The organism is Paenibacillus sp. 598K (assembly GCF_003851045.1).
Lineage (GTDB): Bacteria > Bacillota > Bacilli > Paenibacillales > Paenibacillaceae > Paenibacillus_D.
Genome location: NZ_BFBX01000005.1, coordinates 14,080 through 28,541 on the forward strand (window position 1 = coordinate 14,080; position 14,462 = coordinate 28,541).

Genomic DNA, 14,462 nt, shown 5'->3' on the forward strand with positions numbered 1-14,462 from the left:
TTAGGCCAGAATAGCCGCCTTCTTCTCATCGATCTCCCAGGCCAGCGTTTCGCCAGCCAGGTACCGGCTTAGCTCATCGGCCATATACATGCCCATCCGGGCAATCTCGTTGCCCATGCTGCCCGCGATATGAGGCGTCAGCACGACATTAGGCATCGTGTACAGCGGCGAGTCGTCGACCGGAGGTTCGGGGTAGGTCACATCGAGGATCGCAAATAAGTCGGGGCGCTCTTGCAGCGCCTCGATCATCTCCGGCTCGCGGATGATCGCGCCGCGTGCCGTGTTCAGGAACGTGGCCCCAGGCTTCATGCGGCGGAAATGCTCTCCGGTTATCATACCCACCGTCTCGTCCAGCCAGGGCGCATGGAGGGATACGACGTCGGAGCGTTCGAACAGCTCGTCGAGCGAGCACAGCTGCACGCCCAGGGCCTCGGCCTGTTCGCGAGTCGCGAACGGATCGTAGGTGATGACGTTCATATCGTAAGCCTGGAGCCGCTGGCACACTTGCCGGGCGATCATGCCCAGCGAGATCAGGCCAACGGTGCTGCCAAAGGTGCCTACGACAGGGACATCCGGCTGCGCAGAGCGGTTCGTATTGCGGCCCTGATAGGCGCGGGACAGCCGCCAGCCGTTCTTGAGCGCAAAGACGATCTGCGACACGGTGTACTCCGCGACAGGAATCGCGTTGGCTGCGTAGGCGCTGGTCAAGCGGATGCCGCGTTTCCAGAACGCCTCCGTGACCATGCCTTTGACCGAGCCTGCGCCATAGAACACCATTTTCAGATGTGGAGCCGCTTTCAAAAATGCCTCATCCAGCTTGGGCGCACCCCAGCCCGAAAACAACACCTCCACATCCTCCAGCACATCCAGTGATTCCGCGATCGATTCAGGCGTATAGGCTTGGGGAATCATGTGCACCCGCTGCTCTATCTTTTGGCGAACGCGCTCGGGGTAAATACTGGGGTATGCTTCCTCACTCAGAATATAGATTCCTTTATGCACGATAAGTCCTCCCGCTTCCATGAAGTCATGTCCATCCCGCCTATTATATAACGAACTGAACCCGGCCGTCAGTATCATAAAGCGAGAAGGCTCACGCACATCAAAATGTAAAAGCTCCCGCACGGGGAGCTTATGAGATTTATGGTAAAGCCCTCTTTTCTTCTTAGCCCTCGCCCCCCGAGAACAGCTTGCGGTATTGGATCGGCGTATGGCCGGTCTCCTTTTTGAAGCGGCGAATGAAGCTTGGCGCATCGTGATAGCCGACGCGCTGGATGATATCCTTGAGCGGATCGCTTGTTGTGGTCAAGTCGGTGATGACGGCGGCCATCCGCTTCTTCCAGATGTACTGAACGAAGTTGATGCCGACCGTCTCCTTGAACGAACGGCTGAAGTAGGACATCGAGATCGAATACTTGTACGAGATCTCCTCCAGGCTGAGCGTATGGTCCATATAGTGTTCGTCGATATACGTGATGATCTGGTCCATCAGGGAGTGCGCTTCCTTCTCTTCCTTCCACTCTACCTGGTCGCACACATGGCCGACCAGCTGCAGGCAATGCCGGTACAGCTCATCCAGCGAGGCGAAGCTGTCCGGCGCGGGCAGCTTGGCTCCGACATGGGCGACGCCGGCCTCCAGCGCGGTTTTGACGATTGTGTTGATCAGGTCCAGACTCATGTAGCGGACGAACTTGACCGACAACCCGGGCTGCTGCAAATAATCGACTGCCTCGCGCACCGTCTGCTCCGCGACCTCCCGATTGCCTAGCTTCAGACTCTGATCGAGCGTCAGCAGCACGTTTTTGGGCAGCCAGCACGCCTCGTCGCCGGAGGCCGACAGCTTGCTGAAGTACGAGATCGTGCCGCCCGGAGCGAGCCGCGTCTCGTAAGCCGAGCAAGCCTCGATGAACGACTGGTTGAGTCGATCCGGCGAGTCGTAGCAAGCGCCGACGCCGATAACGGGATGGAGCTGGTAGATGTCGTGCAGATGATCGTGCGCCGCCTGGACGATGCCGTGCAGCTGGCGCTGCTCCTCCATCCCCGGCAGCGCGTTGAAGCTGGCGATCAGCGCGATCTGATCGGGTCGGGGCAGCTCCACGCTATAGATACGCGCCTCGTACTCCGGGAATTCCACCTCGAACAGCAGCTGCTGCATGGTCTGCCATTCGATCGCAGGCTCGGGCGCAGCGTCGCCGTCCTTGCGCCCGATCAGCATGACGAAGTGGCGGCTGCGCTCGAAGCTCAGGTCGAGCGTCTGCAGCAGCTTGGCCGGCAGCCGACTGACGTTGCCGTGACGCAATAGCATGAGCAGCAGATGGTTGCGAGCGTACGGCTCCTGCAGATCGACGCGATCGCCGTACTCCTCCAGCGCCGAGCGGATGCGCTCCAGCTCATTGCCCGGTGCGGGGGCATCCGAGGTCGGCTGCTCTGCTTTGAACCGGGTATTGGCGTATTCGAGCAAGCTGAAGATCGGATGATACTGACGACGCGCGAGCAGCAGGGCAAAGACGCCCCCGAGCACGACGACCGCCGAGAAGAGCAGGATGATGACGCTGCGGATGTGCAGCACATTGCCGAAAAACTGAGCGCTCGGCATCAGCGTCACATATTGCCAGCCGTTCTGACTCGAGCGGACCGAGACGACCGAATGATCGACGCCGCTCAGCTTCAGATTATGGATGCCGGGCGTAAGCCCCACCAGCCCTTGCAGCTCGTCGGCGGTCAGCGGCGCCTCCCGATTGCTCTTGGACGCCAGGATCTGGCCCTCCGGACTGACGATGTAGGAGGAGCCCTGGTAGTTGCCAAGGATCGTATCGATGAGCCCGGTCAGCTCGGACTCCCGGATGACGTACATCAGGGTGCCGTGCGGGGTCGGGCTGTTCGGCGTGATCGGCATCAGATAGGCCAGCATCGATTGGTCGAAGCCTGGTTTGCGGTTGAACAGGTCGGCCGGACGCATCGTCGCATGCTGCAGCCCATTGAGATCGCCTACGATCGCATCGGCGCTCCAGTTGCGGAATTTGAACGTCTCGGCGAACACCTCCAGACTGTTCATGCCCTCCGTCGAGAAGATCTTCGTATCGCCGCGATAATACAGATACATCTCCTCGATGATTGGACTGGTCGCCTTGTACAGCTTCAGCGCCTCATTGGCATCGAGGACGAAGTACGGGTCGTTCACCCGATAACGTGCCAGCCGCTCGTCATAAGCCGCATAGGAGGAGATGTTGCCGAGCTGCTTCATATGACTATTGACGATCGTCTCGGCCTGCGTCAGCTGATTCAGATGCGACTGCTCGATCTCGGCGCGCAGATTGGTCACGGCGTTGCGATAGATGAGCAATGTTAGACAGATGAGAGGTATGAGCAAGATGAGCAGATAAGATGACATATATCGCAGGAAGAGCCTGGATTTGAAATAGTTCAGCTTCATACTTACCCCCTGGAGTTTGCAATAATTTTCAATGTATGCGTTTTAGAAGATATGTGGTTTATGACCCTAACCGTACACTATTTTCCTTGAAATGAGAAGCTTCGCCGATATGCCTTTTTTTACTTTGCCTCCTCCAGCCCCATTCTGTCAAGTCAAGCAAGCCCAGTCGCGCCAGCGATGAAGGCGCTATCTTGAGCTGTTTTCTCCAACCATGCCAGATCCTTATACCCCCATTCCCTGGTCAAAAAAAACATAGTCCGCATGACAACCCGCCGCTGGCCGATGTCTTGTGTCCGCGAAATCGTAAGGTAATCTAACATATCCGACCATGCCAGAATCCCCGTCTTTAGCGACCTGAGCCAAAATGACATGTTTACCGTCCGCTCCCCCTTTTATAGACTGTGGGTAATCACCAAGAGGGGAAAGGAGAGGGTCCTATGACAGAAGGCAGCAGCACTCCTACGTTCGACGCGTCCGTTGCGCCGACAGGACAGCAGACAGGGCGCAGGAGAGGCAGGACGCTCCATAAGATCGTCCGCAACTGGCGTTTGTACGTATTTATGGCGCCGGCATTGCTGACGGTGTTAATTTTCAACTATTTGCCGATGTACGGGATTCAGATTGCCTTCAAAAACTACATTCCCGCCTTCGGGATGGCAGACAGTCCATGGGTCGGTCTGGATCATTTCATTCGCTTCTTCAACTCGTATTACTTTTGGGACTTGCTCTGGAACACGCTCAGCATCAGCTTGTACGGTCTTGCAGTAGGCTTCCCGCTGCCGATCCTGCTGGCGCTGGCCTTCAATGAAGTGCGCGTCGGCTTCTTCAAGAAGACGGTGCAGACCGTCACGTATGCGCCGCACTTCATCTCAACGGTCGTCATGGCGGGGATGATCATCACGTTCCTCAGCCCGTCCTCGGGGATGCTCGTCAATCTGCTGGAGGCGCTCGGCATCTCGCCGCCGAACTTCCTCACCGATCCGCGCTGGTTCAAGACGATGTACGTCTTCTCGGATGTGTGGCAGGCGACGGGCTGGGGCACGATCATCTATCTGGCAGCGCTCTCGGCGGTCGATCCCGGCTTGCACGAGGCTGCGATCCTGGACGGAGCGTCGCGGATGCAACGGATCCGGCATATTAACATCCCGGTCATCATCCCGACGATCACGATCCTGATGATCCTCAACGTCGGCAGTCTGCTCAGCGTCGGTTACGAGAAGATCCTGCTGCTGCAAAATCCGCTCAACATGTCGTCCTCGGACGTCATCGCCACCTTCGTCTACCGGATCGGTCTGCTGGAGGCGCAGTACAGCTACTCTACAGCGGTCGGTCTGTTCAACTCGGTCGTCAATGCGATCCTGCTGATCGTCATCAATCAGGTCGTACGGCGGACGAGCGAGAACAGTCTTTGGTAGGACAACGAAGAAAGGAGTGAAGCCCATGGTATCGGCAATCAAGGAAACAAAGAGCGACAAGGTGTTCCTGGCGTGCGTCTATGTCGTGCTCACGCTGGCGCTCGCCGTCGTCGCCTATCCGCTCATCTATATTATCAGCGCCTCGATCAGCAATCCGAACGTCGTCGCCTCCGGCGAGATGTGGCTGCTGCCCAAGGAGATCACGCTCGAAGGGTACAAGCGGGTGTTCGACGATCCGGCGATCTGGAACGGCTACCTCAATACGATCATCTACACAGCGGTCGGCACCGCGGTTAACCTCGCCGTCACCTTGCCTGCTGCCTACGCGATGAGTCGGCGCGACATGGTCGGCCGCAATCTGTTTATGATGCTGTTTATGGTGACGATGTTCTTCAGCGGCGGCCTCGTGCCGACCTATCTGATCGTCAAGAGCCTTGGGCTCGTCAACAGCATGTGGGCGCTCATCCTGCCGGGGGCGACGTCGGTGTGGAATCTGATCGTCTGCCGCACCTTCTTCCAGTCGACGATGTCCAAGGACCTGCAGGAAGCGGCAGAGATCGACGGCTGCAGCGACTTCCGGCTATTCTTCCAGATCGTGCTGCCGCTCTCGACGGCGCTGATCGCGGTCATGGCGCTGTTTTTCGGGGTCGGCCACTGGAACAACTACTTCTCCGCGATGATCTATCTGAGCGATCAGGCCAAGTATCCGCTGCAATTGGTGCTTCGTCAGATCCTCGTGCTGCAGCAGATGTCGGCGCAGTCGGGAGCGATCAATGCAGAGACGGCGACCTCGCTCAACAACAAAGCCGAGGTGGCGGCGCTCGTCAAATACGCCGTGATCATCGTCTCGACGCTGCCGGTTATCGCGCTCTATCCGTTCCTGCAGCGCTATTTTGTCCAAGGTGTCATGATCGGTTCCGTCAAGGGCTGATCTTGCCATAGCATGCTCGCGATGTCGCGGGACCTACAAATGGGTTATGATGAAAGGGGAGGATTGTCTATGAAGAAAAGGCACAAGAAGGGGACCATCGCGGTGTCAGCCTTGATGGCGATGGCGATGCTGACAGCGGCTTGTTCATCTGACAAAGGGGGGAGCGAGACGCCTGCTGCGGGAGGCGGCGATGGAGCTGCCAGCGTCAGCCGCGAGGGCTTCCCGATCGTCGAGGAGCAGATCACGCTCAAGATGATGGCGCCCAGCGCCGAGATGGCCAACTGGAGCACGATGCCGACGGTGCAGGCGATGGAGGAGCTGTCCAATATCAAGGTGGAGTTCGAGACGGCGCCGATCGATAGCTTCCCGACCAAAAAAAATCTGACCTTCGCCGGCGGCGAGCTGCCGGACATGCTATACGCCGCCGATCTGACGCCAGCCGAGCAGGTCAACTACGGCAGCCAAGGACTGCTGCTGCCGCTCGAGGACTTGATCGACAACTATGCGCCGAACCTGAAGGCGGTGCTCGACGCCAATCCGGATGTCCGCAAGTCGATCACGACGACGGATGGCCATATCTACGCGCTGCCTTTCATCGATACGACCGCCGTATGGTATCGCGGCCCGATGTGGTACAACGGCAAGTTCCTGGAGGCGCTGGGCGTCAGCGAGCCCAAGACGACCGAAGAGCTGTACACATACCTGAAGCGGGTCAAGGAAGAGGATCCGAACGGCAACGGCGAGGCGGACGAGATCCCGCTCACCTCAGTCAAGCTCGACGATCTGCGCATGTTCTTCCTCGGCTTCTGGGGCATCTACAATGAGGTGTACTATGCCGACAAGGAAGGCGTCGTCCATTATACGCCGCAGGAGGAGGGCTATCGGGGCTATCTGACCTTCCTGAACAAGCTGTGGCAGGAGGAGCTGCTCGATCACGAGACGTTCTCGCAGACCGACGACATGAAGAAGGCGAAGGGCGCCAAAAACCAGATCGCGCTCTTCAGCGACTACCATCCGTACTTCACGCTCGGCGGCGAGCCGCGGACGACCGATCCGCTCATGACGCCCGTTAGCAGCGAGATCGCCGGTACGCCGGTCTACGGCAAGCACCCGGGCATCTCGTCCAACGGCAACTTCGCGATCACGGCGACCAACAAGCATCCGGAAGCGACGATGCGCTGGATCGACTACCAATACAGCTATGAAGGCGCGACGCTCTGGACGCAAGGGCCGGAGGGGCTGATGTGGGAGTACGAGGACGAGGCCAACAAGGTGAAGCGCTACAAGGAGGTGCCGGGCGGCGGCGACCGTGAGGAGTACCGCGCCACCTTGACGCCGAACTACGGCATCGTCACCCCGGGCGTCAACATCCCTGAGCTGACGAACGGTCTGCGCTCCGAGCTCGACGACTGGATCCGGGAGGAGAACGAGGCGAAGCTGGTGCCGATCGCCAAGTCCCCGTTCCCGCGCGTCTATCTCGACAACGAGCGGCAGACCGAGGTGTCGGCGCTCATGTCCGATCTCGATACGTATGTGAAGCAGATGGAAGCCCGCTTCGTCACCGGCGCGGAGCCGCTGGCCAACTGGGATGCGTACGTCGCTCAATTGAAAAAGATGGGCAGCGACCGAATTGTCGAGATTTACCAAGAGGCTTACGACCAGTGGGATAGCGAGAACGCCAGCTAAATAGCAAGCAGCACAGGCGGCTGTTTCCCTGCCGGGATCGGCGGGGAACAGCCGCTTTTTTCTCGCAGCAATCACTACCGGTTGGTACAACTGCGGGTTCGAATCATGCCATCTTTAAAAGGAGGAATTGTTGTGGGAGAAGCTCAGGAGCCCGTCGTCCACGAGGGCGTGCATAATTACAGCAGCGAGCAGGATTGGGTCGAGCCGCAGGAGCCGCTGCTGCGGGATCGGCTGGAATGGTTTAAGGACCAGAAGCTGGGCCTGATGATGCACTGGGGGCCTTACTCCCAGCTCGGCGTCGTCGAATCGTGGGCACTCAGCGACGGCGATGCCGACTGGGCGCGCGATTGCATCGACTGGGGCGTCGAGGGCGAGGAGCTGAAGCGCGAATACTTCGATCTGAACCGCACGTTTAACCCGATCCGCTTTCAGCCGCAGCGTTGGGCGGAGCTGGCGGCCGAGGGCGGCTTCAAGTATCTGAACTTTACGACCAAGCATCATGACGGCTTCTGCATGTGGGATACCCATACGACCGACTACCGGATCACCGGCCCTGAGACGCCCTTCCACCGGCACAAGTATGCAGATATTTGCCGCGAGCTGTTCGACGCGTTCCGCGAGCAGGGGCTGGCGATCTCGGCGTACTTCTCCAAGGCTGACTGGCATACCCCATCCTACTGGGCGCCGGGCATGGAGCGCGGCAGCCAGATGTGGCGCGGCCCGTCGTACGATCCGCAGCGCTACCCGTGGCTGTGGGAGCAGTTCGTCCAGTTCACCCACAGGCAGATCATGGAGCTGATGACCCGCTACGGCCGCATCGATATGCTATGGCTCGACGCCGGATGGGTCAACGCGGCGCAAGGTCAGGATATCCGGCTCGGCGAGGTGGTCGAGCAGGCGCGCCGCGTGCAGCCGTGGCTGCTGACAGCGGACCGGACGGTCGGCGGTCCTTACGAGAATCTGATCACCCCCGAGCAGACGTTGCCGGAGCGGCCGCTGTATGTGCCGTGGGAGAGCTGCATTACGATGGGCACCTCGTTCTCCTTCAATTATGACGATCGCTACAAGTCGGTCCGCCAGCTCGTGCATCTGCTCGTCGAGATCGTCGCCAAGGGCGGCAATCTGGCGCTGAATGTCGGCCCGCAGCCGGACGGTCGTCTGCCAGCCCCGGCGATCGAGCGGATGAAAGGACTAGGCAAATGGCTTAGCGTCAATGGCGAAGCGATCTACGGGACGCGGGTGTGGGAGCCATATGCAGCAGGCGCCGTCCGCTTCACCCGCAAGGGCGAGGTCGGCTATGCGATCGTCTTGTGTCAGGAGGACGAGCGGCTGCAGGAGGAGCTGGTCCTGCCGCTTGCGACAGAGCCGACAGCCGTCGATCTCATCGGCAGCGCGGACGATCTCGAGGTGCGGCGCTGCGAGGACGGCTATGCAGTGCGTCTGCCCGAGGCGGTGCGAGTCGGCGAGATGCCGGAGGCGCTGGCCTTCCGTATCCGGAGATAGCCGGGGAGTATGAGGACAAAGGATGGGAGGAAGAGACGATGATGTGGAGCGCAGTACCGGAGCCTAGCATTGACTACGCGCCGAAAAGCTATCGCTGCCTGCGAGCCGAGGGGCCGCTCGAGCTGGACGGCCGACTGGACAAGCCGTTCTGGGCGCATGCGCCCTGGACCGAGGATTTCGTCGATATCGAGGGCGACCTGCGGCCGCTGCCGTCGAAGCGGACGCGAGTGAAGATGCTGTGGGACGACGAGTATTTTTACATTGGCGCTGAGCTGGAGGAGGATGAGATCTGGGCGACGTTGACGGAGCGGGATTCGGTCATCTTCTATGACAATGACTTCGAGATCTTCATCGATCCCGACGGCGATACGCATCAGTATTACGAGTTCGAGATCAACGCGCTGAATACCGTCTGGGATCTGCTGCTCGTGACGCCGTATCGGGACGGCGGTCCGCCGGTCAACGGCTGGGATATCCAGGGGTTGCGGACGGCCGTCCATATCGACGGGGAGCTGAACAACCCTGCAGCGGCCAATCGGCGCTGGAGCGTCGAGGTGGCGATGCCGTGGCGCGCGCTCCAGGAATGCGCCCCGGACAAGCGGCCGCCGCTTGCCGGAGAGTTCTGGCGGGTTAACTTCTCGCGTGTGCAGTGGCGGGTCGAGGTGCAGGACGGTCAATATCGCAAGCAGGTGAATCCGGCTACCGGACGGCCGTATCCCGAGGATAACTGGGTCTGGTCGCCGCAGGGCGTCGTCAACATGCACTATCCCGAGCTGTGGGGCTATGTCGTCTTCAGCGACTCGGCAATGGCGACTGCTCCGACGGCTGCGGGAACGTCCGGTGATGAGAGAGCGGAAGACGCGGACACGACGACGCCCGTCAGCGGACCGCTACAGGCGGATGTCTTCGTATTGCCGCCGGACGAGCGGATCAAGTGGCTGCTGCGTCGGCTCTACTACAGACAGCGCAACTACTATGCCGAGCATGGACGATTCTCCGACGAGCTGGCGCTGTTGGCCCGTGGCGAGCGGGAGCTGGAGGAGCTGGCGCCTCGGATCGAGATCGGCAGCGGCCTGTTCCGTATCTCGGCGACATCGGCAGACGGCACGGCTGTCTACTGGATTCGCGAGGACGGCAAATTGTGGAGGGAGTGAGACGGATGAGCGCGCAGCAGACGATATTGTCGCTCGGCGAGGTTGAGCTTGGCGAGCTGGAGCGCAAGTACGAGCGCAGACGGGAGCTGGCGGGACATCGCGCAGGCCCGCTGTTCGGCGTGCTGGCGCAGGATCTGACGAACGAAGAAAGGGTCGCCTTGAAGTTCCTGTACGCCAATATGCCGGTATGCGATCTGGCGGATCATGACGGCGAGCTGTTCCTGACCCATATCCGGCAGGCGCTCGCGACGCGTAAGACAGCGCCCTGGGGGGCGAAAGTGCCGGATCGGCTGTTCCTGTATTATGTGCTGCCGATGCGGATCAACACGGAGAATCTGGAGGATTACCAAGCGATCCTGCACCGCGAGCTGGCGGCGCGGACGTCCAGGCTGACGATGGCCGAGGCGATCCTGGAGACCAACTACTGGTGCCACGAGAAAGCGACCTACATCGGCAGCGATCTGCGGACGCTGTCGCCGCTCGGCATGCTCCGCAACGCTCGCGGCCGCTGCGGCGAAGAGTCGACGCTTGCTGTGGCTGCGCTGCGCAGCATCGGCATCCCGGCCCGGCAGTGTTATACGCCGCGCTGGGCGCACTGCGACGACAATCACGCCTGGGTCGAGGCGTGGGCGGACGGGGAGTGGCATTATATCGGCGCCTGCGAGCCGGAGGCGGTGCTCGACGAGGGCTGGTTCAGCGCGCCGGCTCGCCGGGCGATGCTCGTCCATACGCGGGTGCCGTCCGGGTATGTCGGTCCCGAGCCGGTCACCGTGGCCGACCAGTGGCATACGGAGCTTAATCTGCTGGACCTGTACGCCCCGGTCCGCACGCTGCGCGTGACTGTGCTGGACGCCGAGGGCTCGCGGGCGGCTGGGGCCGAGGTGCAGTTCCAGCTCTACAACTACGCCGAGCTGTTCCCACTGGCGACGATCCGTACGGATGCGAGCGGAGAGGCGCTGTTCCGTACTGGTTACGGCGATCTGATCGTTCGCGCCGTGCGAGACGGCTATTGGGACGAGCAGTCGATCGCGGCGGATGTGCAGGAGTTGACGCTCACCCTTCGGCATAGCGGGCAGCCGGAGGGGACGGCGACGTTCGATATGACGCCGCCTCCGGAGCGACCGGGCGAGCCGCGCGAGCCGCTCGCGGAGGAGCAGCTGGCTCGGCATCGCGAACGTGTCGCCGAGGGCGAGCGGCTCCGCCAGGCGTACGAGGCGAGCTTCCTCGGCGAGTCGCAAGCCCGCGAGCTGGCTGAGTCGCTCGATTTGCCGCCGGAGCGCGTATGGGCCGTGCTGGAGACGGCGCGAGGCAATGCCCGAGAGCTCGCGGCGTTCCTGCGCGAGCGCAGTCCGCAGCATGGGCTGTGGCCCTTGCGGCTGCTAGAGACGCTGAACCCCAAGGATCTGACCGATACCGCTCGGGCGACGCTGGACGACTATCTGCAAGGCGGGCTGCGCTGGCTGGAGCGGGCAGTGTCAGCGTCTGCGTCTGAGATGCCGGAATCTGCACAGCCCGAGTCAGGGGAGCAGCAGCCTGCGATGCCGGGACCTGCGAGGTCCGAGTCCGGACCGCCGCAGCCTACGGTGTCGGCATCCAGTGGCGGGGGAGACGACTCGCCGGGCGGTCCGTCTGCTCGAGGTGAGCGAGGTGGCGTCATCGGGACCGACGATAAGGCGCAACAGGGACCGGGACAGGGCCAGGCGAGCGTCGTCCTGAATCCCGAGACACCCGCCGCGCAGCAGGACGCCTCGCCGGACTCGCCGGACGCGTCCACGCAGGCGGAGGAGGAGCGACTGCTGTGCTATGTGCTCTGTCCGCGCGTCCACTTCGAGATGCTCGCGCCTTACAAGGCTGAGCTGATGGCAGCCTTCTCGCCGGAGGAGGTCGAGGCCTTCCGCGCCTCGCCGTCGCTAGTGGCGGAGCGGCTCGCCAGAGACTGGACGATTACGCGAGAGCCGATGCATATGCAGGGCAAGGCGACGCCACTCGGCACCTTTCGCTTGCGGGCAGGGGACCGCCTCTCGGTCGATATCCTGCTCGTCGCCTTGCTGCGGAGCTTGGGCATCGCGGCCAGACTGCATCCGGCCACCCAGCATCCCGAATATTGGCAGGACGGCCAGTGGCGGGACGCGAGGGAGGCAGAGTCCGGCGGTCCAGTCCGTGGCGCTGCTGGCGGAGCCGAAGTCAGCTGTGCGGGGCGCAGTGCGGCTGATGGAGCCGAACTCGGCAGTGCGGAGCACGGCGATAATGACCTGACCGAGGGCAACGATGCAGAGCTCGATGAGGCTGATCTAGCCGGAGTCAGCGGTGATGATCGCGAGTCCTGCGAAGAGGTAGCTGCTCCGGCTAGTGTCTCGCATCGCGGCACGCTGCGGCTGCTGCGACGCGAGGTGTCCGGCGAGGGAGGGAGCGATACGCAGCTCGCCTATCGCGACAATTTCTCCTTTGGCCGGCTGGAGGACGGCTTCTATCGGACGCTGCAGTATCCGTTTGGCGAGAAGGATGTGTATGCTCGGCCGTTCGAGCTGGAGCCCGGCGATTACCGCCTTATCACCGGCGTCCGGCTGCAGGGCGGCGAGGTGCTCGGCCGCTTCCACTACTTCCGCATCGCGTCTGGTCGGGAGACGGTGCTGACCCCTGAGCTTCGCCAGCCCGCGCTCACCTATCCTGCGCTCGGGGCGGCCGATGCCGAGAGCGTATTGCATCGCTGGGATGAGCCCGGACCTGGCGTCCGCTTAGCAGAGCTCGCCGGCAGCAAGGGCGCGGTCGTGGCCTGGATCGACCCGCGGCGCGAGCCGTCGCGTCATCTGCTGCGCGAGAGCGGCGAGCTGCGGTCGGACTATGAGGCGGCTGGACTGCCGCTCTTGCTCATCGTGCCGGAGGGGGAGGAGGGCGCTGGCTTTGATCCCGAGGCGCATCCCGACCTGCCTGGCGTTGCGTTGCTGATGCGCGACCCGGATGGCGCGGCGCAACGTCGGATGACGGAGCGCGCGCATCCTGGCGAGACCGGCCATCCCTACTTGTATGTAGTGGACGGCGAGCTCGCGGTACGCTATGCGCAGTCGGGCTACAAGCCCGGCAGCGTCCGAGAGGCATTGCACGTATTGCAGGCCGTCCGCGGCTGATCTAACGAATGGACAGACGGCTGGCTCCTCGTAACGCAGATCGAGACGTTATTTCAGGAGCTCACTATTACATGCCAGCCGTCTGAAGAGAGGAGCGCGAAGCGCAATGAAACCCGACTACAAGACGATCGGCTACGTCGGCGACAAAGACCTGCCCGTAATGACGCAAGCGGATCTGCTGAAGCTGACGCATATTAATATTGCATTCGGCCATGTCCGAGATGACGAGATTGTCACCGATCATTTGGCCCATCTTGGCCGCCTCAGCCATCTTAGAGCATGGCACCCGGAGGTGACGATCCTGCTGTCCGTCGGCGGATGGAGCGCCGGGGGATTCTCCGAGGCGGCATCGACGGCAGAGGGCCGACAAGCGATGGCGCGCTCGGCCGTCCGCGCGATCGAAGAGCATGGGCTCGACGGCATTGATTTGGACTGGGAGTACCCTTGCTACGCCGCTGCAGGCATCGCTGCCAGCCCTGACGACCGCGCCAATTTTACGTTGCTGCTGCGCGATATCCGGGAGGCGCTGGATGCCAAGGGATCAGCGGATGGACGACACTATCTGCTGACGATCGCAGCAGGCGCAGACCAGTATTATATCGATGGCACGGAGATGGGCGAGGCGCAGCGGTACCTCGATTATGTGCAGCTCATGACCTACGACATGCGTGGCGGCTTCCAGACGCTCACTGGCCATCATACCAATCTGTATGCATCGACCGGCGACCTGTTCCGCATCTCGACTGACGCTTCGGTTCGACTGTTCGAGCAGGCGGGCGTCCCTCGAGAGAAGATCGTCATCGGCGCAGCCTTTTACTCGCGGATGTGGCGGGAGGTGCCGGGCGTCCAGGCGGGGCTGCATCAGATGGCTGGCACGAGCGGCGGCTACGGACCGCACTATGACGAGCTGGCAACCGACTATATCGACCGCAACGGCTACGTCAGACACTGGGATGAAGAGGCCAAGTCGCCTTACCTGTTCAACGGCAGCACCTTCATCTCGTACGATGACGAAAAGTCGATCGCAGAGAAGTGCGATTACATCCGACGCGAGGGGCTGCTTGGCCTCATGTTCTGGGAGTATGGCTGCGACCGCTCGGGGGTGCTGCTGGAGGCGATTCGCAAGGGACTGCATACTTCGTAAAAGGGAAGAAAGCTCCATAGGCCGCAGCCAGCGATCGTGTTAGAATAAATCTAACAACTAATGCGCCAACT

General features: G+C 61.4%; 9 protein-coding genes. 7 read left to right on the forward strand and 2 right to left on the reverse strand.

Features of this window, described 5'->3' with window-relative positions; all coding sequences use genetic code 11:
- On the reverse strand, positions 1 to 1,002 hold the full coding sequence (locus PA598K_RS02360) for a hydroxyacid dehydrogenase (protein ID WP_128655312.1): 1,002 nt from the start codon (positions 1,000 to 1,002) through the stop codon (positions 1 to 3).
- A gap of 163 nt (positions 1,003 to 1,165) precedes the next feature.
- Entirely contained in the window at positions 1,166 to 3,433 is a 2,268-nt protein-coding gene (locus PA598K_RS02365) for an AraC family transcriptional regulator (RefSeq protein WP_128655313.1), read from the reverse strand.
- A 437-nt stretch (positions 3,434 to 3,870) separates the two neighbouring features.
- On the opposite strand from PA598K_RS02365, the gene PA598K_RS02370 reads away from it, so the two are divergent.
- From PA598K_RS02370 to PA598K_RS02400, 7 genes are all read left to right on the forward strand, one after another.
- Positions 3,871 to 4,848, forward strand: a complete 978-nt coding sequence (locus tag PA598K_RS02370) for an ABC transporter permease (RefSeq protein WP_260405230.1) — start codon at positions 3,871 to 3,873, stop codon at positions 4,846 to 4,848.
- Positions 4,849 to 4,873: 25 nt separating this feature from the next.
- The gene (locus tag PA598K_RS02375; protein ID WP_128655314.1) at positions 4,874 to 5,779 is read left to right on the forward strand and encodes a carbohydrate ABC transporter permease; all 906 of its coding nucleotides are present in this window, start codon (positions 4,874 to 4,876) and stop codon (positions 5,777 to 5,779) included.
- A gap of 69 nt (positions 5,780 to 5,848) precedes the next feature.
- On the forward strand, positions 5,849 to 7,465 hold the full coding sequence (locus PA598K_RS02380) for an extracellular solute-binding protein (RefSeq protein ID WP_128655315.1): 1,617 nt from the start codon (positions 5,849 to 5,851) through the stop codon (positions 7,463 to 7,465).
- Positions 7,466 to 7,570: 105 nt separating this feature from the next.
- Positions 7,571 to 8,968, forward strand: a complete 1,398-nt coding sequence (locus tag PA598K_RS02385; protein ID WP_128655316.1) for an alpha-L-fucosidase — start codon at positions 7,571 to 7,573, stop codon at positions 8,966 to 8,968.
- Between the two features lie 38 nt (positions 8,969 to 9,006).
- A complete protein-coding gene (locus PA598K_RS02390; RefSeq protein ID WP_128655317.1) occupies positions 9,007 to 10,122 on the forward strand; it encodes a carbohydrate-binding family 9-like protein in 1,116 nt (371 codons plus the stop codon).
- 5 nt (positions 10,123 to 10,127) lie between these two features.
- Positions 10,128 to 13,247, forward strand: coding sequence for a transglutaminase domain-containing protein (locus PA598K_RS37680; protein WP_260405231.1), 3,120 nt, complete (start codon positions 10,128 to 10,130; stop codon positions 13,245 to 13,247).
- Between the two features lie 106 nt (positions 13,248 to 13,353).
- A complete protein-coding gene (locus PA598K_RS02400; RefSeq protein ID WP_128655318.1) occupies positions 13,354 to 14,391 on the forward strand; it encodes a glycoside hydrolase family 18 protein in 1,038 nt (345 codons plus the stop codon).
- Positions 14,392 to 14,462: the final 71 nt, after the last annotated feature.